Below are 25263 nucleotides of genomic sequence, written 5' to 3' on the forward strand. Positions count from 1 at the left end.
CACTGGTTCCGCCGGCTACGCATCCGCTGGGAAATCCGCGACGACATCCACGAAGCCTTCCTCACCCTCGCCTGCGCCATCATCTGCTGGCGCCGCCTCCAACACTCAAAGAGTTAGGAGTTCTTAGACCTGGGAGCGCGGGGGGATGGCTGGCGCGGTCATGGTCAGGTATCGGTAGCCAAGTTCGGCGAGCCTGTCGGCGTCGAGGCAGTGTCGCCCGTCGAGGACGAGCGGTGAGCGCATGATGGGGGTGAACTTGGCCCAGTCGAGGTCGCGGTAATGCGACCATTCGGTAGCAACCACGATGGCGTCGGCGTCGTCGAACACGTCTTCGACGCGGTCGGCGAGGTACTCGGCCAGGGTGGGTTGTTCGCGGCGGAAGCGGTCGGCGGCGACGGGGTCATGCAGGGTGATTCGGGCACCGCGTTCGAGGAGCAGGTTCGCGATGTCGATGGCCGGTGAATCCCGCAGGTCGTCGGTGTCCGGTTTGAACGCGAGACCGAGGATGCCAATCTTTCGGCCCTTGATGATGTGGAGTTCGTCGAGGAGCCGGTCGACGACCTTGGTGCGCTGGCGGTGGTTGACGTCGCGGGCGGCGGTGACGATCGGCATGGCGAGGTGGTACTCGCTGGCGGTGGCGATGAGCGCTGCGGTGTCTTTGCCGAAGCAGGATCCGCCCCAGCCGATGCCGGGGCTTAGAAAGCGGGGGCCGATGCGGGCGTCGAGGCCGGTGCCGCGGGCGACCTCGCGGATGTCGGCGCCGACCTTGCCTGCGATTGCGGAGATCTCGTTGATGTAGCTGATCTTTAGGGCGAGGAAGGCGTTGGCCGCGTACTTGATCAGCTCGGCCGAGGCCAGATCGGTGGAGACCAACGGAACGGCGCCGATGCCGGCGGGGCGAGGCAACGTGGTGGGCGGGGTGAACGACTGGTTGAGGATGGGTCGGTAGAGCTGGTTGAGGACGTCCAGGCTGGCTTGGTTGTCAGAGCCGATGACGATCCGGTCCGGGTACAAGGTGTCGGCGAGCGCGGTGCCCTCACGCAGGAACTCGGGGTTCGATGCGACGGCGAATTGCCCGTTGGGGCGGTGGCCGTGGTGGCGTTCGTAGGCTTCGCGCAGGAGCGCGTCGACCCAGTTGCCGGAGCCGATCGGGACGGTGCTCTTGTTGACCACCACGGTGAAGTCGCCGTGCAGGTGCTGGGCGACGCTTTCGGCCGCGGATCGCAGGTACCGCAGGTCGGGGTTGCCGTTGTCCAGTTGCGGGGTCTGTACGGCGATAAACACGACATCGGCGTCGGGTACGCCGATGGCGTAGTCGGTGGTGAAGGTCAGGCGGGACAGGGCCTGTTCGAGGAGCGCTTCCAGGTGCGGTTCGTAGATCGGGCATCGGCCGGCGCGGAGGGTGTCGATCTTTTGTTTGTCGAGGTCGACGCAGGTGGTGTCGTGGCCCAGGAAGGCCAGGCTGACGCTGGTGGTGAGACCGACGTATCCGGTGCCGACAACGCAGACCTTCATTGAGCGTTTCCTCTCCTCGTCAGCCGTACTGACGTGCTGTGTGATCCGGTCCGGGACGTCAGTGGTGCCGCTGACAAGCGAGGTCGGCGCGCCACCGTTCTGCTGCGGTGGTTGCCCGGCGTGTAAGCCGGTCCCACCTGCTGCACGTCGGAGTTATACATAATTGCGCATACTGGGGGCAAGCAGCGGGTGTGTCCAGAACACGTCAGGAAGTGGCGGCTCCGCTGCTGTTCAGGTGCCCGAGCAGGGTGTCTTTCTGATGAAGGTAGTCGCGGTTTGCGGGGTTGACGAACCCGGACAGTGGGACACGGTCGACTGCGATTTCGGCTGTACGGAGGGCAGCGATCTTGTGGGGATTGTTGGTGGCAAGGTGGACCGAGGTGACGCCGAGCCAGGTCAGCGCGTATGCGGCGGGCCGGTAATCACGGGCATCGGCGGGTGCGCCGACGGCGGCATTCGCGGCGACGGTGTCGTATCCCTGGTCTGCGAGGGTGAGAGCGCGGATATTGGCGGCGAGGCCGATGCCGCGGCCTTCGTGGCGCAGCATGTAGAGCAGGATCCCGTAGTCAGATTCGCCGATCATGCGCAGGGATGTGGCCAGCTGGGGGCCGCAGTCGCATTTGAGTGATCCGAGCAGGTCACCGGTGATGCAGGCGCTGTGCATCCGTACCAGCGGGATCTGCTGGTCGGCGGGCTGGGGGCGGTAGACGGCGGCGAGCACTTCCTCGCCCCCGGGCTCAGGACCGAAGACGTGCAGTTGGAAGTCTCCGTGGGCGGTGGGAAGGTCACAGCCGGCGAGCCGGACGGTGGTCATCTCGTCTCCTCCATGGCGGTGCTGTCGGGTGTGGGCTTGTGGGCGATGAGCAGGAAGTTTTGCGACATGCCGAGCAGTGATGGCTCTGCCTCGATGCGGCGGATCGCGCGCAGAAGCAGGTCACGGCGGTGTGGGTCGCGGAGGCGGTCGGCGAGGTCGGGAAGGAGTTTCGCGGCGCCTTCGACCGCGAGCAGGGCGCGCGGGCGCAGGCCGGCGGTGGTGGCTTCGGCAGCGAGGTCGTCCGGGGTGTGGAAGTAGGCGGTGGTGAATAGCCGTCGGTCACCGGTCGGGTTGCGGTGTTGCCCGTCGCGCAGATGCCGGGCCAGGATCGCCTCCACGGCCGGGTCGTCGTAGAGGCTCTTGGCGAGGTACTCCCAGGTGGTGTAGAAGCGGGAGGTCGCTGCGGCGACGACAACGCCGCCCGGAACGAGCACGCGGTGCGCCTCGGCCCAGGCATGGGCGCGGTCGGCGGCCTTAGTGAGGTGATACAGCGGGCCGAGTAGAAGAACGGCGTCGCAGCTGCCGGTGTCGAGCGGCAGTCGGCGCGCGTCCCCGCGCAGGATCGACGCCAGCGGCGACTTGGCATGGGCGGACGTGATAGCGGCTTGCTCCAGGTGCAGGGGGACGGGGTCCACGAGGTGGACGTGGTAGCCGTCCGCAGCCAGCGGAAGCGCGTACGCGCCGGGCCCGCCGCCGACGTCTGCGACCGTTCCTGCTGGGGGAAGGTGACGGGCCAGGATGTCCCGGGTACGCAGGTACTCGATCTGGCGGCGCGGGTCGGTCAGGCGCCCCTGCTCGGCTCCGTGGACGTAGTAGGTAAGGATCTCCGGGGCGATGCTCGCCCCGACGGCCGCGTCGGGCGTGCGGCTGGTCACGCTGTTGCCTCCGGCGGCTCGCAGTCCAGCACCCCGAGGAAGTCGTCCTGGAACTGTCGGCGTAGGCGGGTCTGTTGCGCCGACATGATCGGTCCGCAGTAGCGGTCGAGGATCGAGGCGACGCCGCCTCCGATCGCGGGGCTGCTGCCGATGGCGCTGAGCAGCTTGAACTGCATCACGAGGTACACCGGCGGACGGCCGCGCCGGCTGCTGGATTGCGGTGGCGACCAGAATCCGAGGTGATAGTCCAGGCCGGCCAAGGTCAGGCACCGGTTCGCGAGGTCCATGTCGGCCCGCATCAGGTTCATCTCGTAAGAGGTGACGTCCCGTAGCAACGACCTCAGCATGAGGAGGCCCTGCCGTCCGGGTTCGGACAGCCAGGCGAGTTCGTCGAGGTTCGTCGCGACCTGATCGGGTGGCAGCAGCCCTGGCCGAGTCCACGGCGGTGACGTCGCGGGGCTGCCTGTGAAGCTCTCCCGTAGCCGCGCGTACGCGCCTGTGGCCACGTCATGAAGATGGACGAGAAGCCGCGCGCAGGCGGCATCGGGCAGGAAGTCCCAGCTCGGAAGAGCGATCTTGAATCCGACCGGGCCACCATCAGAGGGCAAATCTGTATCGCCAGCCAGGTGGCAGCCGGCGGGCAGCGGCTGCGTACGGAATGCGTCACACATGACCTGCGCGGCGAGATGCGCGATGGGGTCAACCAGCGCCCGTCGCTTGTTCACGTCGTCCACCTCGCCCAAGGGCACGATCGAGGCGTCGCGGTAGGCAGCGGCGGGCCAGCAGTTGAGGTGCCAGTGCATCCGCTTGTCCCACCACTGCCCGTTGTCTCGGTCGGTCGTGGAGGGGTCGTAGTTCGTGCCAATCATCAGCTGCGCCCCGTCGAGACCGAACCGGCGCCGAGTCGAGGAGGCGTGGATGTAGCGGACGAACTGCTCACAGATTGTGAGCAGCGCCGTCAGCATGGCTTCGGGAACATCACTGACCGACGACGCGATGACTCTGTCGTCGCCGACTGTGGCGAGCAGCATCATGTCGTAGACGCTGTGCGGGAATGCCTTGTCGATGACCGCGATCCGGTCCCCGGAACCTCCAGTGGGATATTCGCGCAGGATGTGGGGGCCGTAGTGGTCGCGGTAGTGCGGGCTGAGGTTGCGCACATCCGGTGGCGGCGCGGCGAGTCGCGGCATCGGGAGGCCGGGGATGACCGGCAACGTCATCGCGGACACCGGGTAGAGCGGCCCGAACCGGTCCGCGACCGGGCTGCGGGTCGTGGCGGCGGTCATGCAGGCTTGCCGTTCGCGATGGCGTCGCCGGCGGCAACGCCCATCATGGCGGCCTGCACGACGCCTTGGGCGATCCCGGCGGCATCACCGACCACGAAGATCGGCAGGCCCGACAGCTTACAGTCCTCGTCAACCGGGACCCGGTCCCACAGAAACTCGACCTCCGGTCCGATCACGAGAACGTCGTCAGCAAGATCCTCCACGGACATGCCGGCGCCTGCGTGGTCCAGAATCGAGCCCATGACACGGCGGAAGCTCTCGATGAGGCTGGCGTGCTCGCCGCCGGTGAACAAGTTGTCAAGCCGCGCGGTACTCAGGTCCTTGACGGACGGCTCGAACGTCACCGCCGCAGCCAACTCCGGCCAACTACGCGGCTCGGCCGTTCTGGCCATGAAGGCGCGCAGGCTCTGTGCCACCGGCCGGCCTCCGCTGAGCCGCCAATAGTCGGACAGGATCTCCGCGCGGACTTCGGTGCTGGTGCCGGGTCGGGCGAGCTGGCACAACAGGCCGAAGTTAGCCGCTAGCGGCCGTGCCCCCGGGCCGCGTTCGGTGGTCTCGTGCCCGTCGAGCGTGATCACCTCGCGTCCGAACGAACGCTGGTAGTTGGTGAACTTGATCCGGCCACCATTCGGGCCACCACAAAAACAAAACGTCTTCGTCTTCCGGTCCACCTGCTCCAGCTGGGTGATCTTCAGATCAGGGTGCTCGACGCCAATCGCGGCCAGCACCTCGGCCCTCGTTTCGAAACGCACGCCGAGCGACATGTCCGGCGCGATCGTCTCCACCCTGAACCCCGTCAGGAGATTCTGTGTGCTGGTCACCCCGTGCCGGCCCGTGGCCAGCACCAGATGTGCAGTCTCGACCGTGACAGGGCCACCGGGCGTCGCTGCCGTCACCGTCAGCCGATCCCCGTTGAGGGAGGCGGCGACCAGCTCCGACTTCTCCCAGACGGCCAGAGCGTCGTCGCGGAAGCCATGCAGCGCCGTGAGCATGTCCCGGACCTGCGTCTCACCTAGGACCGCGACCGGGTACTCCCGGATGGCCAGACCGTTACCGGCGAACGCCTTGATCACCGGCGCACCAAGACTCGTGCCATGCAGGACCGGCCGCTCCGCAAGTGGCGCGGTCAGGAACTGAAAAGCCCGCTCGCACAACTCGCCGGCGCGTTCCTCGCCAAAGTGATCAATGAGGCGGCGGCCGGATGGCAGCAAGCTCAACTTCACCCCGTCGCCGTAGTGCATACAGCCACCGAAGCCGCTGATCACGTTGCAGATGCCGGCGCACCCCGTGCAGCGCAACCCTCGGTCAACCGGGCACGGCCGATTCCGTAGCCCCCGCCCAGCCTCCAGCAGCAGCACCCGCCGGCCTAGGGCCTGGCGCACGACCGTCTGAGCGCAGGCCAGACCACCTGGGCCGGCACCGACGACAACAACATCGACGAACATAGCGTTCCCTTCCTCCCAACAAGCGACTGCGACACGAAACGGCGGGGCTAGCTAGTGGTCCACGCGAGGCACTGAAGTGCCCATAACGGACCGCCCACAACGGGGGTGCCAGCCGGCGGCCGGGGTCCGCGGGCCGGCAGCGCTCTCGATTCGTTCCGATCAGAGGCCGAGGTGGAACCACCGCGCCCAGGTCACGGCAGTGACGCCGCCGCCCCACGCGACCGTGCCGGTGTAGGTCTCGCAGTCCAGCACGAGCGTCGTCTCCGCGATGGCGGAAATCTGCCGGCTCTCGTCGAGCCCGCCGGCGGTCGGGGCGGCCACAGAGGCCATTGAGGAACGGATAGGGGCCATCAGCCCGCCTCCCTACGAGATAGAGACCGTGAGAAACCTCGAACCCCGGCGAGTCAACGCCTACCGCAGCGATGTCGAACACCCTCGACACCGACTTCCGACGTGATCACGCGGCGAATGTGAGCGGCCCTAAGACCTAGAGCGGCTGGCCGAGCACGGCCCTGCGGTTTGCCGTCATCGACACAATCAGGCACGTTTCCGACCAGGTCTCGCCACCGCGACCGGCGCGCTCTGGCTGCCGGGGTTCGCCGGCTGCCGTTCCGGCGCGTGCAAGCAACGCGGTCCGACTGTCATACCAGCGGGAGGACTCCCCGGCTGCTGCGATAACCGATACGGCGAATGCCCGTACAGGGCATGGCGTCGTCCTGCCAGGCCCGCCACCTGCTGGAAAGCATCCGAACCGAAGCCCTGGACTCGGCGGAGTACCACAGTCGGCGACGGCAAGCCGGGAGACAGACCGGCCCTGGACGGCACCGCGAACCGGCCTGGTAGCACTGCAGGAGTAGGGACAGGGCCATGAGCACGAACCTGTCCGGCAAGCGCAGTTTGGGGCGGTCGACCTGGCGACGTAGGACCGCGACCTGATGGCGCAGCACGAGTAGTTCGACGTCCTTGGCGCCGTCGTCGCGGGCGAGGTGGGTCAGCCCCTGCAGGATTTGGCGGAGCAGGAGATAGACCAACGACGCGCTGATGATGTCAGATCGTCGCTGTCGCCGCTGGCTGGGGGGCGCACAAATCCGCACGTCACGGCACCTGAGCCGACTTTACGAACGCGACAACCTCCCGCGAGCTGCTACTGCCGTCCGCCGACCCGCACGAAGGTTGTTGCGGCGGTAACCCCCTCGGCGACTGCATGAGTAAGTGGGACCTTGTGAGCGAGTCGCGCGGCGAGGGTGCCGAGGAAGGCATCGCCCGCGCCGCTGGTGTTGATGGCGTTGACGTGCTGTGCGGGCACGAGTGCTGTGTGGTCGGCATCGCTGTAGACGGCGCCGCGGGCGCCGACGGTCAGCACTACCGCTCGTGGCCCCAGCTTGCGGAGTTCCTGAGCCGCGATCGACGGATCAGCATGGTGGCGGCCCAGTATCGCCGCTGCCTCGGCTTCGTTCGAGACGAACAGGTCGAGTGGGGCCAGCGCGGTCGCCCCGAGCGTCGGATGTGGTACGAGGTTGCCGATGAGCGTCCCGGCATCGTGATGTTGGAAGACGGCGTCAACGGCTTCGGGCTGGAGGTCGAGCTGGGTCACCACGGTCGGGGCCCGCAACTGCCGAAGTGCGCTGCGCACGTGCTCGCCGGTGAGCTCGGTCTTTGGAGGACGTGCGAGGACGATGTAGTTCTCGCCGTCGGGGGTGACTTCGATGATCGCGATCCCTGTCGGAGCCGAGGGTACGAGTCGGAAGTGGGATACGTCGACGGCCGCGTCGGTGAGGGCTCGGTTCAGGAAGATGCCCCATTCGTCGTCGCCGACGTTGCTGATCAGGCTGGTGCGGGCACCCGCCTGGCGGGCGGCCAGGGCCTGGTTGAGACTCTTGCCACCCGGCGTGGTCGTGGCGGGTGATGAGGCGAACGTCGTCCGGCCGGGGACGGGCCGTTGGGGTATCCGCACCGTGATGTCGATGTTGGCACGGCCGACAAAGGCGACATGCGGCGGCTGCGGGGAACGGGCCTGATCGGGCGGGTGGTGGTTCATCCGTTTGTGGCCAGTTGATCGAGGAGTTGCCGCACTTTAGGCATCTCGCTGTGTAAGCGGCTGGGCTTCGTTGCGTAGCACGGCAAGGCTGGCCGCTAACGAGGTGGTGAGGCGATCCAGGACGACTTTCCCTTTGCTGGCTGTGGCGAGGGACGGCTGGCCGATGACGCCGCTGTCGGTGTAGCCGCGCATACCGAGGATCAGCAGGTCCGGGCGTTCCGTGAGGTGGTCAGCGTTGTGATAGCCGTCCCGAACGAGTTCGGGACACAGGCGCAGCAGCAGGGAGGTTTCGATCTCCCCGGCGTGCATGTCGTCGTGGCTGCTGCTGGCCAGCCCGGCCTGCTGGCGGGCGGTCTCCCAGTCCTGCCGGCGCGGGTACAGGGCCATGCGCCGCCCATCGACGTTCGCTTCCTGCACGACGTTGGATTTACCGACCGCGAGCGCCGACGCGACGGCCATGACCTGCACCTTTGTTCAAACTACATGTCAGCGAGGCAGCAATGGCGAAGGGCTTGCCGGGTTCACCCGTTTGGCGTGCGGAGTAGGTCGATCACTTGTAGAGGCGCGGGTGCCAGACTGGAGCGGTGATCGTCGAACTTCGCTCGGTGCCGGACTGCCCGAACCTCCCCCAGTCCGAGATGTGCTGTACGCCGCATTGGCCGACTTGGGTCTGCCACCTGAGGTGACGAAACTGGTCGGTGACTATCCGTCGCCGTCGGTGCTGATTAACGGTGTTGACGTGATGGGCCGCTCCGCCGACGGCGTCGCGGCATGCCGGCTGGATCTGCCGACCAGCGTACATATCCGCGCGACCCTGCGGCATGCTTTGGCGTCCGAAACCGGGTCGACCCGTTGATCAAGCCCGCCGGGGTGGGCCGGGATCGGCTATCTGGGGGCTATGCGGGCAGCGACCCCGGCGAGGATCGGTTGGTCGATCGATTCCTGCACGCATGGGCGAATAGCCAGGTGATGAGCCTGTCAGGGTCGAGGTCGAGGAGATCTGCTAGCCGGGTGGCCAACCCAGCCGGGTCGGCAACCAGCCGTTCCTCGCAGTTGAGCAGGTGTTGCAGCGCATCGTAGGTCGGGTCGCCCACGTACGGTTTTGGGGTCGATGGCAAGCCAAGGCTCCCGCTGCGCGGCCAGCACGTTGCCGGCGTGTAGGTCGGTGCACAGCAGTATCTGCCGCTCGGCGGTGGCGGGCAGACTGTGAAACAGCTCGATCCCGGCGCGTGTCAGTCCCGGGTCCATCAGGCTGGCCGACGTGGTGAGCTTCTCGCCGAACTCTGCGGCCCAGGCGTCGCACATCATCTGCAGCGGCCGGAACGGATAGGCATCGGTGGTCGCGGTCCACAACCGCTGCAGCAGGGCTGCCATGACCTCGTCCTGCTCGGGTTCCGGCAGCGACTGCGAGAGGCTGGTCCCGGGGCGGCTTGCGCGGTGCCTAATCGGTCTGCCTGCAGCACCTCGCGGGTCCCTCAGTGTTCGCTGCTGAAGAACCGTAGCAACAGCGGGCCGACGGTCTGTGGGTCGACGACGTGATCCGGCCCCTCGAGGGTCTCCCGTTGAGCGTGGGGTAGTAGGTCTGCGAGCTCGTCGGCTGCGCGGTCGAAGAAGTCCGAGGGCAGGCCTGCCATGTAGGGGGCCGTGATCGGTCCTCCGGTGGTGACCAGGACCGGTTGGGTGACCGTTGCCAGTCGATCGGCCGGCAATTGGTAGCGGTTGAGGAAGACGCTGTCGTGGACCAGCGTGGGCGCGAGGGCGACCGAATGCGCCCAATGCGCCGTCTGCTTGCCTGCCGCTTTCCTGGCCGCGATGTTGTCGTCGGAGGCGCCGGTCATGCGCATGAACAGTTCGAGAACCTCCTCGTCTCGCCCGGCGTCGAAGGCGCGTCGGGTGTCTGCGATGTACTCCTCGAATCGCGGGCGTATGTCGTCCCCGACCGCGTAGGGCACCTCCCACACGGCGATCGTGTCGATGGCTGACCCGGCCGCGGCGGCTTCCAGCGCCAGCGCGCCGCCTGAGGACGCCCCGAACAGGTGTGCCGAGCCGCCCGCCTCCGCGATCAACGCATCCAGGTCCTCGATCTCCCTGTCCACGGCGTACGGCTCGGTGAAGCCGCTCGCGCCGCGTCCCCGACGGGCATAGTTGTAAACCGTGAAGTGCTCGGCGAGAGCAGGTACCAAGGGAGCGTTCTCGGCTCCGTCGTCCAGTCCGCCGCCTACCAGGACGACAGCCGGGCCGCTTCCCTTCCGGTCGTAGGCGATGGCGGTGCCATCGTTTGATGTCACGCGAAAGGCCATCTCGTTCATCTCACATCTCCGTTCGAGAGGTTTGTCTCAGCGCCTGAGCAGCGTGCCGACGACGGCCTCGGTGCGCGACCACCGCGCCCTTGCGATCACGGCCGCCACGACGAGTAAGGCGAGCGGCAGCCAAGGGCTCTGCTCGAGCACGAACTGATCGGTGATGACAGCACCGGTCAGCAATGCCGCCAACCCGAGACTGGCCAGGCCCGCCAGAGCCGGGATCAGAAGTCCAACCCCTCCCGCGACCTCCAGCGCTCCGACCAGGTACCGGAGCCACTGGCCAGCCCCGATGTCGGCGAACATGTCCACCATGTCCGGGTCGCCGGCGAGCTTCGAGATTCCGCCGCCGGCGATTATCGCCGCCAGGACGACTTGCAGAATCCAGACGCCGATGCTGCCCGCCCGCCCGGGCGTGTGCGCAACGGTTTCCGAGTTGTTCTTGGGGATGGTGCTCATGCGTCTCTCCTTGTCGTGTCCGGGCCTGGTACCGGTGATGGCGTTGGCCGAGTGGGCCGGGTTGTCGGAGTTGATGTCGACCAAGTGCTCGCGGTAGCGGGATCTATTTCTTGTTGCGGTAGAGGACCATGGTGATGGGACCGAAGACCGCGACGAGAAGTACGGACGAGACGAGCACCCAGCCGATTTCCCCGGCGGGCACCGAGCCGTGCATCAGGCCGCGTACCACGGTCGCCAGGTGGGTGATCGGGTTGACCTCGATGACCGCCTGAAGCCATCCGGGCATCGTCTTCGGGTCCACGAAGATGTTGCTCACGAACGTCAGTGGGAACATCACCATCATGCTGACCCCCGCGACCGAGTTCGGCGTGCGCAGGATCAGGCTGAGCATCGTCCACAGCCACGACAGGCAGAACGAGAACACCAGCAGCAGCGCGACCGAGAGCACCACGCCGACGGCGCCGCCCTCCGGCCGGAACCCTAGGACCAGGCCGAGCATGATGACGATCGCCGACCCGATCGAGTAGCGCACCAGATCGCCGAGCAGGGCGCCGACCAGCGGGGACGGTCGCCACACCGGGAGCGACCTGAACCTGTCGAAAACGCCTTTCTGAATGTCGGTGTTCAGCGTAATACCAGTGTTCATGGTGATCATGACGTTCGCCTGCACCAGGATGCCCGGCAATAGGAACTGCAGGTATTCCTGCGTCGACCCGGCGAGCGCGCCACCGAACAGGTAGGCGAACATCAACGTGAACATGATCGGGAACATGGTCACGTCGACGAGCTGCTCCGGGACGTGTTTGATCTTCAGCAAAGCGCGCCAGCCGAATGTCAACGAGGTACTCACCGGACCGGGTCGGGGCGGGCGCTCACCGGCCAAGAGCACACCGCGCAGCGCGTCCTCGGTGACCGGCGGCGACGCCTGCTCCGCGGACGTGGCATTCATGCGGCATCCTCCTTGGGTGTCTCCTCGGACGGGTGACCGGTCAGGGCGAGAAACACCTCGTCCAGGCTCGGCTGACCGAGCGCGAACTCGGTGACGTCGATGCCGCCGCGGGACAGCTCGGCCAGGGCGCGGGCGACCCGCTCGGGGTCGGAGATCCTTGCGGACAGCGCGACCGGGTCGGTGGACGGCTCGACCTGCACCTCGAGGACGCCGGCGAGGACCCGCTCGGCCTCGGCCCGCTGCTCGGGCGCACGTAGCCGTACGTGCAGCGAGCCGGCGCCGAACGATGCCTTGAGCTGGCCGCTGGAGCCCTCGGCGATGACCTTCCCGTGGTCGATCACCGCGATGCGGTCGGCCAGCTGGTCGGCCTCGTCGAGGTACTGCGTGGTCAACAACACGGTGGTGCCTTCGGCGACCAAACCCCTGACGATCTCCCAGACCTGGTTCCTGCTGCGCGGGTCGAGCCCGGTGGTCGGCTCGTCGAGGAAGATCAGTTCCGAGGGGACGACCAGGCTCGCTGCGATGTCGATGCGCCGGCGCATCCCGCCGGAGTACTTCTTCACCTGCCGGTCGGCGGCATTGGCGAGCCCAAACGCGTCGAGCAGGTCGGCCGCTCGCCGCCTGCCCCGCGGGCGCGAGTAGCCGAGCAGCCTGGCGAGCAGCAACAGGTTCTCCACCCCGGTGAGATCCTCATCGACCGACGCGAACTGCCCGGTAAGGCTCACCCGGGTCCGTACCGAACGCGCATCACGCACGACGTCGTAGCCGAGCACTTGCGCCTCTCCGGCGTCGGGGCGCAGGAGCGTGGCGAGCATGCGGATCGTGGTGGTCTTGCCCGCCCCGTTCGGGCCGAGCACGCCGTACACGCCACCGGCGCTCACGGCCAGATCCACACCGGCGACCGCGTGGGTCTTGCCGAAGCTCTTCTTCAACCCTCTCGTCTCGATCGCGAGCTTTCCCATGGGTTCGAGTCCTTCTCTCGGTGTTGCGAACGGATTGGTTGAGCTAGTCAAGTTTGACTACTTGGCCAGAGTACGCGAGGAGGAAACATCTAGTCAAGGTTGATTAGAAGCGCATCTTGAGGGGATCGTGGACCGTTCGCCACGAACCCGGATCATCGGCCATGGTGTAGGCGCCCTCAGACAGTCGTTTGCTCAGGCTCTTCGCCCACTCCAGTTCGGTGCGTGCGTGTCCCGCCCACAGTTCGGCCTGATCGCGGACGTGCTCGGGGACGTCCCGATTGGGGTGCTCCCACCCCTTGGCCTGCCCTACGAGCTCCGCTTCCAGGCGCGCGACCCGCTCGTTAATGTGCGCGATGGCATCTGTCCTGGTCAGCATGGGCAACATGGCGATGGCCGCGTCGAGCATGGTGGGGTCATGGGTGCGCCGCAGACCGTCGCGGACCAGTTCGACTATCTCGTCACGTCCCCGAGCTGTCGCGCGGTACAAAACGCGCTCCGGCCCGGAGTTGCCCGGCTCGGCGTGTTCGGTGAGGAGGCCATCAGCCGCCGCCTTCTTCAGCGCGTGATAAATCGAGCCGGGCTTGATCTTGGCCCAAATCTCCGCACCCCAGCTCTGCAGTTCGGACCGCACCTGGTAGCCATGCGCGCCGCCGGAGAGGTGCACGATACCGAGTACCAGGAGCTTCGTCGCCGACATGCGCCCACCTCCGCTCAATCTGCTTGTCTCGATCGCGAGCTTTCCCATGGGTTCGAGTCCTTCTCTCGATGTTGCGAACGGATTGGTTGAGCTAGTCCAGTTTGACTACTTGGCCAGAGTACGCGAGGAGGAAACATCTAGTCAAGGTTGATTAGAAGCGCATCTTGAGGGGATCGTGGACCGTTCGCCACGAACCCGGATCATCGGCCATGGTGTAGGCGCCCTCAGACAGTCGTTTGCTCAGGCTCTTCGCCCACTCCAGTTCGGTGCGTGCGTGTCCCGCCCACAGTTCGGCCTGATCGCGGACGTGCTCGGGGACGTCCCGATTGGGGTGCTCCCGCCACTTGGCCTGCTCTACGAGTTCCGCTTGCGCGCCCGCCAGGGTGGTGTCAACTCCCACCAACACTAGGGTGCCCTCCTGGTCCGGGTGGTGTCAGCACTGACCTACAAGCGGTGCTGGTGGAGACCTCCAAAGCCACTCGACAGGCATTCCTGCACCGGGCAGCCGCCGGACTCACGACCCGTGGCACGCTAGGCAGCGTGAACTTCCTGCTGCCAACGGCCACCTCCGCGCAAGAGGCTGCCCGCTCCGCGCGTACCGCCGTGCTGCCGGTGGGCAGTTTCGAGCAGCACGGTGAATATCTGCCGTTGATCACGGACACGGTGGTGGCGTGCCTGGTAGCGGGTCGTGTCGCGGCCGACTATCGAGTGTTGCTGCTGCCGCCGATCACGATCTCCTGCTCGCATGAGCACGCCAGCTTCGCCGGGACGGTAAGCATCAGCGCCCGAACGCTGATTGCGGTCGTGGAGGACATCGACGAGTCGCTGCGGGCCGCTGGGGTCGAGAACCTGGTGATCGTCAACGGGCATGGCGGGAACTATGCGCTGCGCAACGTCGTGCAGCAGTCAACGACGGTCCGGCCGCGGATGGCGCTGTTCCCCGCGAGCGAAGACTGGACAGCGGCCCGGGCCGACGCGGGCTGTGAGACGGGGTCGCACGAGGACATGCATGGTGGGGAGCTTGAGGTCTCCCTGTTGCTGCACGGGGCTCCGGAGTTGCTGCGGGAGGGATATCAGTCGGCCGACCACGATGCGAACGACCGTCCGGATCTGCTGACGGTGGGGATGCGCGCCTATACCGCCTCAGGGATCATCGGTCGGCCGTCGTCAGGCAGTGCGCAGAAGGGCGCGGCGGTGTTGGACAGCTTGTCTCGGTCGTTCACCCGGGTGCACAAGCTGCTTGAGCTCTGATCGCCGATGTGCCGGCCGCTGGTCAAGTTCTGCCGGCCGGGTTGGCGATGCGGCTTTCGAGGTCGGCGATGCGCCGGTCCTGGAAACGTAGGGTGGACCGGGCGGCCGTGAGCCTTTCCTCCAAGGTGCGGTTCTCGATGGTCAGCTGCCGGACCCGCTGCTTGAGCGTGGTGTTCTCGGTGGTGATCCGCGCGATGGTTTCATCGTCCCACTCGGCTTGCAGGTCGCGGATCTGGCCGAGGAGTTCACCGATGCGGGTGCGTTGACGGGCGATCTCCGTGTAGCCGCTCTTGAGTGCGTCTTCGGCGTTGAGCGCGCGTTCCCGCCATACGGCCTGCCGCGCGTCGTCCTGCGCCAGGCGCGACAGCGTGTGCCGCTGGTCATCATCGGCCACGGCGGCGGCGACCGCGGCACGCGCCTGCGGGTTGTCATACACGAAGGTCCGGGAGACGTTGGCGCGGCGGGCGACCGCGGCGACAGTGACGCGGGCCTTCTCCCGCCGCAGGACGGCGAGGGCGTCCTGGACCCGCTGCACTGCGGCTTGGCTACGGTGTCGCCGGGCCGCAACGGCGGCGGCCGTGCGGGCACTGGACCTGGCCGAGGCGCTCACCCGGCATCCAGAGAGTCGTTGGGGTCGTCGGCTTGCGCGCCGGCTGCGGTCAGGTCGCGGGCGCGGAAGGCAGTGGACCAGACGCGGTGGAAGTAGTCCTGCGGTTTGCGTAGATCGAGCGCGAGGGCGTCATCGAGGAGACCGAGCCCAGCCAGGGCCTTCTCCAGCCCGTCGATGGCCCGGGCGGTCGGCTCGAAGTGCTGGTGCAGATAGTCGGCGGTGGGGTCGTCGGGGGCGCCTTCGGCCAGCAGCCGCCACTGTTCGCGTTTGCGCCGCCAGTAGAGCAGGTCGGCGCCGGACAGCACGAACTTGTCGCAGTTGTGACAGTCCAGGTTCCACGGGCAGGCGCCGCCATCGACGACGGGTTGGAAGGTGCAGAACCCGCCTTCGGCGGGCGTGCTGCGTCGCGACAGGTCGATCGCGAGGGCCAGCGCCTCGGCTTGGGTCAGCGGCGACGTGTCGGTGGTCAGTAGCTCGCCGGGGTTGGCGGTCCCGGGTCCGGCGACCCACACGTGCTGCAACACCTGTTCCAGGTCGGAGTGGGCCAGATGTACGTAATGCTCGGCCATCCGGTCGGAGACCTGGCCGAGGTAGCGGCGGATGTGGGTCAGAGTTGCGCCCTGGCGCAGCAGGTTCGTGGCCAGAGTGTGCCGGGCCTGATGCGGCACCCAATGACCAAGGTCGATCTCTGTGACCCAGGCGCGGAACGGGCCGTAGAACCACTCCTTGGACAGTGACACCGTCCCCAGGGGGTTGCGGTACGGGCTCGGGAACAGGGCCAGCCGGGCGCGCTGCTCGCCGACCGGCTGGTAGCCGTGGCGGGCGGTGAAGCGTTCCAGCGTCTTGGCCTGCCTCGTCTCCAACCGGCCGTAGACGCGTTCCGGGATGCGGATGGCGGCGTCGAAGTTACCCACCTTGGTTTGGTCGTGCCAGAACATCGCCAACCCGCCATAGCGGCCCAGGCAGTCCCAGCGCACCTCCAGCACCTCACCGATGCGCCGACCTGTGGCAATCAGCGTCTCCCAGATGTCACGCACGCCGTGACCGGCCGAGTCATGGTGCTCGGCGAGCCGGCGCAGGTTCGTCTCGTCGGCCAGCGCACGCGCGACCTCATCCGGAAACGGCCGCCGGGCCCGCACCGGAAGCCCTTCACAAGCCGGCAGTGCGGTGACGAACTGCCGGTCCAGGCCGAGCCGGTCGGCGGCACCGCTGTCCAGGGCGTCGCGCATCACCGTGCGTACGCCGTTGAAGACCAAGCCGCGGGTGGTGGCGGTGACCGTCGAAGGCTTGCCGCCAGCCTTGGTGATGCCCAGCGACGGCAGTCCGTCGCGTTCACGGCGGCGTTGGTCGGCGACGAACCGGCCCATGTGCTCGCCGCGCAGCACCGTAGGGTCGTGCCCGCCGCCCAGGGCATCGACCGCGAGGAAGGCGCCCAGCTCAACGCACGCGCGCCGCAGGTTGTCGAAGCTGCCGGCGGTGCGCGGGCAGCGCGGCGACTGCAACAGCCCGGCCAGGTAGTCCCAGGCCAGATCCCGCAACCAGCGTTGCGGGATCGCAGTCAGGTCGAAACGGCTGGTGCGCCGCGGGAACCGAACCCCGAAGTGCTCGGTGTCCAGCATCCCGGTCTCGCGGGCATCGGCCGGGGTGCGGTAGATGCGCCACAACTCCCGGGCGATCTCCCCGCCGATACGACGGACGCAGCGGTCAGCGTTGTCCATCCCGAGGTCGGCCAAGGAGTTCATGCCGGCGGCGCGGCAGGTGTTGACCAGCTTCTGGATCGACCCGACGTCCCAGCGGGTCGGTCGTGGCTGCTGCGTGTGCGCGAACAGGCCCCACTGCAACTCCGCCCGCAGCAACATGCGTAGCCCACGCGAGTTCACCTGTGCCGGCCACGGCATCGGCTCCGCACTCGCGCACCAGCGCCGGAACGCCCGCTCGTCCTGATAGGACACGGGAGTCGGCCTGCCGTGTTGCTCGTAGCACTGGGACCACGCCGGCGGCAGCGCAGCCGAACCAGGGGTGCCGGCCTTGCGGTACCGCGTCTCGTGGCCGAAACACAACCCCAGCGGCGAGTCGGCCGGGCTCGGGCACACCGCGACCACGCAGCCACCGAAGCCCGCGTACGGCTGTTGCCCCGCAACCCAGCCCGCGAAGGCTGCCTCGTCCAGGACACCCCGGCGTTTCCACCGGCTCAGGTGCCGATGGCACAGCCGCCACCGGGTGTGCGCCGCCGGTCGGTCCGGGCAGATCCGGCACGCCGCCTCCTCCACCCACTCCGACGGTGCCAGCGGCTCCGCCGCCGCAAGGAACGCGGCCTTACCGACGCCGCGCCGGCTGGCCTGGCCCCACGCCCGCATATGCACCGAGCACATGTCCGTCCCGCTGGACCGAACCCGCTCACAGGCGGGCACCACGCACCACCACCGGTAGGTGGAATGGTCACGAGGAATCCGGATCACGTCGGTGCGGAACATCGGGTCGAAGGACGGCGCACTGATCAGGACGGTGAGGATCTCCAGCCGGTCCCGGCCCACCCGGTCCGGTCGCGAAGGCTCCGGTAGCAGCGCGAGGGTCGCGGTCACCGCAACTCGCCCCAGACCGTGCGCAGCGCGGCGTCGAACGCCGGGTCGTGCACGTCGACGTGCGCGTAGATCTCGTCCACGACGGACGTTGAGGACCAGCCTCCGGCGTCGCGGGCGATGACCAGATTCCCGCCAGCCGCATCGAGCACGGCGCTGGCGAAGCTGTGCCGGAACGAGTGGGGTTTCACCGCGCCGAGGCCAGCCCGACGTCCCGCGCGAGCCAGCATCCGCCGCGCTGCCACCGGCGCCCACGGCTGCCCATGGCCAGGGCCGTGCAGCTGGACCAGCAGCATGCCATGCCCGGCAACGCTGCGCGGGTACTCGCTGGTGACGTACTCGAAGTAGGTGTGGACCATCGCCGGGCTCACCCGCTTGACCAGCCCGCCGGTCACCGTACCGTCCTCGAAGCGCCACGGATGCTTGGTCTTCGCCTCCGCCCGGTTCGGGTTGCCCGGCCGGTGGCACACGTGCACATGCGGCGAGCGGCACTGCCCGCACCTGGCGTTCTCGCGAAGGTGTAGGTCCAGCAGGTGCAACCCACACAACTCGCCGATGCGCAGCCCGCCGTCGGCCAACCACGTCACCACCATCCGGTCCCGGGCCGTCCTCACCTCAGCCCGCAGCCGTTCCCGCGCGCCCTCGGGCAGCATCTTCGGATGCCGGCGGTGCGGCCCGCGCGGAGCCAACGGATTCGCCGGCATCCCGGCCTTCACGTGGCCCAGAAACGAGCGGCGCCGATCGGCCCGCGACGGCAGTCGGGTCCGGCCCAGCTGCCCGCCGAGCTCACCGTTAACCCCCAGCGACGCCTGATGCAGGTAGAAGCCCTTCAGACACGCCGCCGCCGTCGACAACGCCGAGCGCCCGTACGGACGCTTGCCCTCCCGCCATGGCTGCCCCAGCGGCATGCGGACCTCGGCCCCGACCAGACCCATGTACCGCTCAAGATCCCGCAGGCCGACCGCTGCCAGCGGCAGACACTCCCGATCCAGCCACCGCAGATGATCGACCAGCAGATAGGCATAGGTCCGCTGGGTGCCGGAGCCGTCATGCCGGCGCAGGAACCGGTCCGCCTCCAAATGGAGGTTGCCCTCCGGGTAGACGATCGTCCACGCTCGACTCCCGTCACCCCGCCTGATCTCTTGAACCCGGAAATCTCCGACCACAACAGTACGAGCCACATGCCCTCCACCCCGACGCCGCGACAGGTCGGACGTGCCGGACCCGGTCGGTAAACGAGCACGGGACGTCCTTGGTCACAAGCCAGGGCGAACGTCGCGGACAGTCCTACCCGCGGTCGGTAAAGTTGAACAGCACGTAGCTCCCGCCATGGCCGTTGACCACGATCGACCGCTCGACACCCGACCCGCGCAGCGACTCGGCGATGTCGGTGATGATGCCTGCCAGGGTGGACGAGCGGATACTCACCGAGCCTGGCCAGCCGGTGTTCCTGTGAGCAACTGATGGTCACGGGAGGCAGAAGCATCAAGTCGTAGGCGGTGGCAGCAGCTTTCGCGATGGCGCAGGCGACGATCGTGACCGTGACCAGGGGTAGATGATCTCCGTGTTGCTCAAAACTGCCATTGGGTAACACGGCGACGTCCGCGGCGCGGTTAGCCTCTTCCGTGGTCGTCGCGGCGGTGACCAAATCCATGATCACAGTCTGACCGTCGAGGCAACGAGAGAGGAGGAATCCTTGAACCCGTCCACCTCGACGGAGGTCGTCCTCCCGGCGGTCCGGGCATGCAACTGGTTAAGGGTGCGCATCGCACGTGTGGAAGATGTCGCGGCGGTCAGAGTCAATACTCGGCTTCCGTTCAGTACCCGCCTCGGTCAGCCGGTTCGGGGCCGTCGCCGTCACTTTAGATCGAGCACCATCGCGTCGTACACGGGTGCGTCGTTGAACGGTTGTAAGCGGCCCAGCTTGTACCAGCCCCATAAACGATACGCGGAGCGAGCGGGAATGTTATCGGGCAACACAAGCAGGGTTGCTCGTTCTTCTGGCCGACCGGCGAGCAGAGCGTCGTGTAAGAGTTTGGCATAACCACGTCGCCGGAACGCCTCACGGACCATGATCTCGTTCAGCGCGAACGTACGCCGCCCATCTTCGGTCAGCAGGGCGGGTTCGACGTCGTCTCGGAGACCCGACCACCACCGCGACCCTTGCGGCAGGGCGTAGCCCAATGCATAGCCGATGAGTTGGTCCTCGATGCGGCCGGCCACGGCTGAGAAGCCATCGCGCGAGGCATACGCAACGAGCCGATCCCAGTATCGTGGGACGGAAAAGAACGGGGTCTCGAGCTGTTCCTCGTAGACCTCGGTGTAGACCGCTAACAGTTCATCGCGATGCCTGTGCAGGTCTGCTGATTCGAGGCGCTCGACTGTAGTTGGCGTACTGGCTGTCACTGGGGCCCCGCCACGCTGGGGTAACGGGCAAGGAAGCCGGCGACGGCGGGAATCTCTGGGTACGCGGCGAGTTGGTGGGCGACGGCCTCCAACTCGGCGTTGACCCGCCAGCTCGCCACCTCCTCGGCTAGGTCGTCGAGTGCCTCGTTCGCAGCGTCCGCTGCGCCATCTGGCGCGCCGGCCGTGAGACGAGCGCGGGCCAGGCGCACCCGGTAGAGGGCACGGTTCCGTGCGTACCGATCGTCGTATCCAGCGATTGCCCGTTCGAGTAGCGTCTGGGCTTGGGTGGTCCGGCCAAGTTCGACTGCGCAGGTCCCTTCGATGCCGTCCAATTCGGCTGGACTGAGGAAGGTGCACCACTGCTCGGTTGGCTTGTCACCGTCGCGGTCGAGCACGCGCCTTGCCAGGCGGATCGCCGTGTCGGTGCCGCTCTGATCGGCCATCAATGCCGAGGCGATCGCCTTTCGGAGTTGCGGGACCGCACCCAACCTTGGAGGGCCGCCGATGGTCGATGTCGCATTCTCCGCTGCGGAAGCAAACCGGGATGCCTCGCGCGGCCGAGCAAGGGCATTTGCCTGGAGTGCCAGGTATGACAGCGTTGCCGTCTCTACCTCTCGGTCGCTGGCCTGGCGGGCGAGGGCTAACGCGTCGGTGAAGCAGTTCCGGGCGATCGTGTGCTCGCCCGCGTCGAGGGCCAGCCATCCAGCACACATCTGCACCCGACCTGTAGCTTTGAGGAGGTGACCCTCGACTGTGCCGGTGTACGTGCCTTGTTCCAACATGGCATAGCCGTCGTTGACTTTCGCGGTGGCTGCCTGCCACAGGCTGTCGCCGCCGTGGCGATAGTCCAGTCCGTACAGGCGCACGGCGGCTTTCGAGAGCCGCTCCGCATCGTGAGCGCCCACCCTGCCAGCATGGGCAACGGATGATCTTCCGACTCCAGTGCTGGCAACCGCCGCTGCCGTTGCGCCCCACTTGACCAGAGTTCTCCGCCTCATGTCGTCAAACGCTACTCCGGGGAGGTCGTTCGGGACACCACTGATCTCAGCGCATCCGGCTGCGGTACTCCTCGCGACCGGATCCGGCACTGCCCCGTAGCCCGACTGCGCAATCTGCCTTGACCATGTATCAATGTCTCCCCACCGCGCCCGCGCCGCGCCTGCGGCCCTTTCGGCCTGAAACTGCCGCTCCAGCTCCTGGAAGCGGCCATAGGCCAAGATCAGTTCACCACCGGCCCGAAGCAATGCGTCGCACCTGGCCCAGAAAGTGTGGTCGACGACCTGAGCGCCGCGCTCAACCCCCGCAATCGTGCTGCGCGAGGAGGGTACCGATCGAGCCAGGTCGAGCTGCGTGAGCTTACGTGTGGTTCGCCAGCCTGCAAGCTTCCTCCCGAGTTCCTTCTTGGCGGTGTCGACGTCCTGGGAATTGATCACCGAACCGGGCCTCCCGCCGTGGAGGGAACTTGACGGTCATGTCGGACCTCCGCGTCGAGGCTGTCCGACACAGCGCATGGGCACCCTAACCGATTGTGGCGACGCGGGTCGGCCGATTAGGACGGCACTTCACGCATCGACCTCGACACATCATCGCCCACGCACTCCGGCTACTTTGATCAAGATAAGGAAAGAACCTCATGCAGCCTGATCGCGGCAGAGTCCGTGTCGGAGACGCTCGACACTTCGGTGTCGTCGAGGGGGTCCGACGTGGGGCTCTCGGCACACCCAGGTGAGTTCGCAGCTTCTGGGATGTCCGTCGTCCACGGCGCGCCGCAACCAACCAGCCTTCACCTGCGGCGCCGCCCGAGCCGATCTGGGTTCGGTTCGAGCGAGAGGGCGGCCCGCCCTGCAAGGACTCCCCCGTCCCAATATCTGGGCTTTGACGCCGACACGATGAGTCATGATCAAAACGCGCCTGGACAGGGTGAGCATCCGTCGGACGGAGCAGGACGCGAGGGACGCTCGTCGCACGAGCACTATCCGAGCACCCAGACGTCCACAAGGGACTGAAGCACAAATGGACCGGCCCGTCGTTTCAGCACGTCAAGACCCTGTTTGATCTTGTGCGACCGACGGGATTCGGACCCCTAGACTCCTGTTCCGTAGTCAGATGGACAGCAATAGGGACAGTCGGCCACGGCCTTCCGCCTCTGCGTCTGTTGTCTACCTCGGCGACGGTCTGCGAAGTTGGGGGCAGGAGACAGTGGGGGGCTTGTGGAGGAATGGTTCGAGGGGCACCTAAACCTCAGTGCCGACGAACTGGGGATAGTCCTCGCCCTCGGGCTGCCGCTGCTCGCGCTGATCTCGAGGCGGACGCGAGTACTGGTAGGCCGAGCAGTTGGACACGTCGCCGTGGCGCTAGGGCGGCCGCAGGAGCGCTACCGGCGCTGGTTCCTGGGCGAGTACGGAACGCTCCGCAACATCTATCTCAACCGCGTGGAGACTCTTGACCTTGCTGACACGTACATCGCTTTGTCAGTGCAGGCCGAGGGTGAGGTCAGCGGAAGCCAGGTGCCCGCGACCACCCTGATGGGTCCGTCCGGGCCACACCGGATCCTCATCGTCGGTGATCCAGGAACCGGCAAGTCCACGCTACTCAGAGCCTATGGCTCTGGCGTTCTGCGACCCGGGGTCGGCGAGAGCGAGCTCAATCTGTTCGGCGGCACCAGCGAACTGCCCGTCCTGGTCACTCTCCGCCAAGTGGCGGACTCCCTGGTTCGTGGCGGACGCTTAGAGGACCACGTCCTCGGTGTGCTGGGCAGACGAAGCGGGGCCCGCAACGCTCGTGCCATGCTCCGCCGGCTGCTGCTGCAGGGTCGGATCGTCGTGTTGCTGGACGGGCTAGACGAGGTAGCTCGGCCGGCCTACGACGCGGTACGGAGCGCGATCTACTCCTTCGTCCACACTGCCGAGGACGCTGAGCTGCCGACTGGCCTGGCTCGCGTCGTGATCAGTTGCCGACGACAGAACTACCGGCAGATCGAGGAGGACTGGTCATGGTTTGCCACCACCTCGTACGCGATGGTCGCTCTGAATGACGCAGATATCGATCGGTTCGTGCAGCGGCGGGCGACTCAATTCACCGACGAGCGGAGCGGCGCCGCCTTTCTCGCCGACGTGCACGCTTCCGGAACAATCGAGCTGCACCGAGTGCCTCTGATCCTGACTATCTCGCTGGGCCTATATACACAGCTCGCCGCCTACGAGATCCCGCATTCGATCGGCAACTTCTACGACGAGATGGTGCGTGAGCTGCTTCGCCGGCATGACTTCCGGGCAGAGGGCCAACTGCGAATGAACCGGTATAAGACAGAAGACAAACACCGGTTCCTTCGGGAGTTGGCATTGCATTTGGCGCAGACCCGCACGTCGCCCTTCGCCGATTTCACCTACGGCGACCTACTTGCTTTCTGCGCTGCACAGCGGCGCAGAATGCCGAGGGTGGACGACGAACGCCGATTTGTCGACGAAATCATTGACCGGTCCGGCTTGCTGATGCGAACCACAGAGGAAGATCAGTTCGCCTTCGCCCACCGCGCCTTACACGAACACCTGGCGGCAGCGCAGCTGGCGAAGGACCCACAAGAAGGCTGCAAATTTCTACACGACCGTGCCGATGATCCACAGTGGCGTCAGGTTGCAGTTCTATTCTGCGGTGAAAGTCACCCTCACGTGGAAACATTTCTGCGCGGCCTCGCCGGCCTGTCGCCGGATCTTGCCTGTCAATGCCTGGCCACCGCAGAGGTATCTGCCGACGTCGCCGTCGATATGATCGAGACCGCCCGAACCCGCCGTATGCTTCCAGCGATCATGGAGGCAGCGAAATCGCCGGTCCCAGAAACTCGGACTCGGGCCCTACTCGCCCTGCAGGCCGAATTAACCGACCTTGCGACCAGTCCGGGTCGGCAGCGACGGGACCGGCTCGTTGCCGACCTGTTCAGCGGGCATCTCCCAGCAGCCGGAAAACTGCTCCTAAGCATGGCGGAACAAAGAACGCCGGCCATGGCTGCCGCAGTCACGCAGCTCGCATCAGCCCTGCCACCCGACGAGCAGACCCTGGTCGCACCGTTATGGCGTTGCCTGGCCATCCCAGGCATCGACCGCCACAGGGACCTCGCTCGTGAACTCATCGGACGGCTGCTAGTACTGGCGATGGACCCGGAGTGTGCCGCAACTCTAGAGCGTCTCCCGCCACTACGGCCGGACTGGCTAATCCCCGAGGACCTCGAGGCGGCGTACCCGCTGCGGCGTGGCCTATCTCCGGATTCGAACCTCGTCGTGCTTCTGGGTATGGGTCAGGCGTTGCGGATGCTCGACCAGGTCCCTCGGAAGAACCTCTACCTAACCGCACTAACTGAGCCCGGTCGCCCCCTCGCCCTAATCGAAGCGTCTCCATTCTGGTCCAAGGTTAGCTTGCACCGGATCGCCAAAACACTGTCCTATTCGGCCTTCTACGCCACCATCACAGTCAGCCTCGGCGTCACGATCCTATCAATGACCGGTCGCATCTCGATTGATCTGGAGCCGGCTCTGGCCGGGCTCGGAGCCAGCCTTTGCGCATTTACGATCATCGTGCTCGGACTCAGCACCTACGCAGCGCGTCGCTACTTCGACTACATCTACGGCGGGCGATTCACAAAGTGGTCTTATCTGCTGCCTTCTGTCAACCCGACCTTCGGCCTCCCCCGCATAGAGCAGCTTTGGGGACTGATGGCCGAGCGCCCTCAAATAGCGGCCACATATCGTCTTAGAAACTGGACACTTGAATCCGTCCCCGTCCTCCTGGTGCACCTTTCCACGACCGCTATCTACGGCCTACCTGCCGCAGCGCTGCTACCGCAGCCATGGCTCGTCCCATTCGTTGTGATCCCCGTCCTGTTGCTGTTCTACTGGTTACCGGCAACCGAACTCTGCGGTGAACACACCACCCGTCTGTTCCTGTCCTCGCGGCGCTTCCTCGGGATCTATCAGGACCCGGAAAGCCGCCACTGGGTCCTGCCCCGCACCAGTACGCCGCCCAGCCAGCGCCGACGCGCTGGGCCGCCATCTCGTTCCCTGACCGGGTCAAAGAACTAAGGCCA

At 66.5% G+C, this 25263-nt stretch carries 23 protein-coding genes and 1 pseudogene; 3 read left to right on the plus strand and 21 right to left on the minus strand.

The features are described from left to right. Nucleotides 1-123: 123 nt before the first annotated feature. From I0C86_RS11950 to I0C86_RS11985, 8 genes are all read right to left on the minus strand, one after another. Nucleotides 124-1515, minus strand: coding sequence for a UDP-glucose dehydrogenase family protein (locus I0C86_RS11950; RefSeq protein WP_196201300.1), 1392 nt, complete (start codon nt 1513-1515; stop codon nt 124-126). Nucleotides 1516-1720: 205 nt separating this feature from the next. Continuing rightward, nucleotides 1721-2329, minus strand: coding sequence for a GTP cyclohydrolase II (locus I0C86_RS11955; RefSeq protein WP_196201301.1), 609 nt, complete (start codon nt 2327-2329; stop codon nt 1721-1723). Next, nucleotides 2326-3204, minus strand: coding sequence for a class I SAM-dependent methyltransferase (locus I0C86_RS11960; RefSeq protein ID WP_196201302.1), 879 nt, complete (start codon nt 3202-3204; stop codon nt 2326-2328). Before I0C86_RS11960 ends, I0C86_RS11955 begins: the two co-directional genes overlap by 4 nt. Next, a complete protein-coding gene (locus I0C86_RS11965; RefSeq protein WP_230394012.1) occupies nt 3201-4424 on the minus strand; it encodes a hypothetical protein in 1224 nt (407 codons plus the stop codon). The genes I0C86_RS11960 and I0C86_RS11965 overlap by 4 nt, the downstream gene beginning before the upstream one ends. A 62-nt stretch (nt 4425-4486) precedes the next feature. Beyond that, on the minus strand, nt 4487-5935 hold the full coding sequence (locus I0C86_RS11970) for an NAD(P)-binding protein (protein ID WP_196201304.1): 1449 nt from the start codon (nt 5933-5935) through the stop codon (nt 4487-4489). A gap of 159 nt (nt 5936-6094) precedes the next feature. Next, on the minus strand, nt 6095-6265 hold the full coding sequence (locus tag I0C86_RS11975) for a hypothetical protein (protein ID WP_196201305.1): 171 nt from the start codon (nt 6263-6265) through the stop codon (nt 6095-6097). Nucleotides 6266-7079: 814 nt separating this feature from the next. Next, entirely contained in the window at nt 7080-7973 is an 894-nt protein-coding gene (locus I0C86_RS11980; RefSeq protein ID WP_196201306.1) for a PfkB family carbohydrate kinase, read from the minus strand. A gap of 36 nt (nt 7974-8009) precedes the next feature. Next, nucleotides 8010-8432 carry a creatininase family protein gene (locus I0C86_RS11985; protein ID WP_230394013.1) on the minus strand — a complete coding sequence of 141 codons (423 nt, stop codon included), beginning with the start codon at nt 8430-8432 and terminating at the stop codon, nt 8010-8012. 181 nt (nt 8433-8613) lie between these two features. Between I0C86_RS11985 and I0C86_RS11990 the strand changes: the two genes are divergently transcribed. Then, nucleotides 8614-8829 (plus strand): hypothetical protein, encoded by a 216-nt coding sequence (locus I0C86_RS11990; protein ID WP_230394014.1) that lies wholly within the window; start codon nt 8614-8616, stop codon nt 8827-8829. Between the two features lie 122 nt (nt 8830-8951). Here I0C86_RS11990 and I0C86_RS43255 read toward each other — a convergent pair whose 3' ends face one another. The 7 genes from I0C86_RS43255 to I0C86_RS12030 form a co-directional block, all read right to left on the minus strand. After that, entirely contained in the window at nt 8952-9452 is a 501-nt protein-coding gene (locus I0C86_RS43255) for an aminoglycoside phosphotransferase family protein (protein ID WP_255527703.1), read from the minus strand. Further along, on the minus strand, nt 9449-10282 hold the full coding sequence (locus I0C86_RS12005) for an alpha/beta fold hydrolase (protein ID WP_196201307.1): 834 nt from the start codon (nt 10280-10282) through the stop codon (nt 9449-9451). Before I0C86_RS12005 ends, I0C86_RS43255 begins: the two co-directional genes overlap by 4 nt. A gap of 27 nt (nt 10283-10309) precedes the next feature. Then, nucleotides 10310-10732, minus strand: coding sequence for a DoxX family protein (locus I0C86_RS12010; RefSeq protein WP_196201308.1), 423 nt, complete (start codon nt 10730-10732; stop codon nt 10310-10312). 103 nt (nt 10733-10835) lie between these two features. Continuing rightward, nucleotides 10836-11681: an ABC transporter permease gene (locus I0C86_RS12015; RefSeq protein WP_196201309.1), complete on the minus strand. Its 846-nt coding sequence runs from the start codon at nt 11679-11681 to the stop codon at nt 10836-10838. Continuing rightward, nucleotides 11678-12643, minus strand: a complete 966-nt coding sequence (locus I0C86_RS12020) for an ATP-binding cassette domain-containing protein (RefSeq protein ID WP_196201310.1) — start codon at nt 12641-12643, stop codon at nt 11678-11680. The genes I0C86_RS12015 and I0C86_RS12020 overlap by 4 nt, the downstream gene beginning before the upstream one ends. Before the next feature lie 103 nt (nt 12644-12746). Continuing rightward, the gene (locus tag I0C86_RS12025) at nt 12747-13340 is read right to left on the minus strand and encodes a PadR family transcriptional regulator (RefSeq protein WP_196201311.1); all 594 of its coding nucleotides are present in this window, start codon (nt 13338-13340) and stop codon (nt 12747-12749) included. A 151-nt stretch (nt 13341-13491) separates the two neighbouring features. Beyond that, on the minus strand, nt 13492-13740 hold the full coding sequence (locus tag I0C86_RS12030; protein WP_196201312.1) for a hypothetical protein: 249 nt from the start codon (nt 13738-13740) through the stop codon (nt 13492-13494). A gap of 140 nt (nt 13741-13880) precedes the next feature. Between I0C86_RS12030 and I0C86_RS12035 the strand changes: the two genes are divergently transcribed. Then, a complete protein-coding gene (locus I0C86_RS12035; protein WP_196201313.1) occupies nt 13881-14591 on the plus strand; it encodes a creatininase family protein in 711 nt (236 codons plus the stop codon). Between the two features lie 22 nt (nt 14592-14613). On the opposite strand, the gene I0C86_RS12040 is transcribed toward I0C86_RS12035, so the two are convergent. From I0C86_RS12040 to I0C86_RS12065, 6 genes and pseudogenes are all read right to left on the minus strand, one after another. Further along, nucleotides 14614-15201 (minus strand): DUF6262 family protein, encoded by a 588-nt coding sequence (locus I0C86_RS12040; protein WP_196201314.1) that lies wholly within the window; start codon nt 15199-15201, stop codon nt 14614-14616. Then, nucleotides 15198-17783, minus strand: coding sequence for a tyrosine-type recombinase/integrase (locus I0C86_RS44995; RefSeq protein WP_323373597.1), 2586 nt, complete (start codon nt 17781-17783; stop codon nt 15198-15200). The genes I0C86_RS12040 and I0C86_RS44995 overlap by 4 nt, the downstream gene beginning before the upstream one ends. Then, nucleotides 17780-18961: a tyrosine-type recombinase/integrase gene (locus tag I0C86_RS45000; RefSeq protein ID WP_196201315.1), complete on the minus strand. Its 1182-nt coding sequence runs from the start codon at nt 18959-18961 to the stop codon at nt 17780-17782. Before I0C86_RS45000 ends, I0C86_RS44995 begins: the two co-directional genes overlap by 4 nt. Nucleotides 18962-19085: 124 nt before the next feature. Then, nucleotides 19086-19434: pseudogene (locus I0C86_RS45005) on the minus strand (creatininase family protein); the annotation flags it as partial. A 203-nt stretch (nt 19435-19637) separates the two neighbouring features. Continuing rightward, a complete protein-coding gene (locus I0C86_RS12060) occupies nt 19638-20186 on the minus strand; it encodes a GNAT family N-acetyltransferase (RefSeq protein WP_196201316.1) in 549 nt (182 codons plus the stop codon). Next, on the minus strand, nt 20183-21619 hold the full coding sequence (locus I0C86_RS12065; RefSeq protein ID WP_196201317.1) for a helix-turn-helix domain-containing protein: 1437 nt from the start codon (nt 21617-21619) through the stop codon (nt 20183-20185). Before I0C86_RS12065 ends, I0C86_RS12060 begins: the two co-directional genes overlap by 4 nt. Nucleotides 21620-22534: 915 nt before the next feature. Here I0C86_RS12065 and I0C86_RS12070 point away from each other — a divergent pair. After that, nucleotides 22535-25258, plus strand: a complete 2724-nt coding sequence (locus I0C86_RS12070; protein ID WP_196201318.1) for an NACHT domain-containing protein — start codon at nt 22535-22537, stop codon at nt 25256-25258. Nucleotides 25259-25263: the final 5 nt, after the last annotated feature.

The organism is Plantactinospora alkalitolerans, assembly GCF_015690345.1.
Lineage (GTDB): Bacteria > Actinomycetota > Actinomycetes > Mycobacteriales > Micromonosporaceae > Plantactinospora > Plantactinospora alkalitolerans.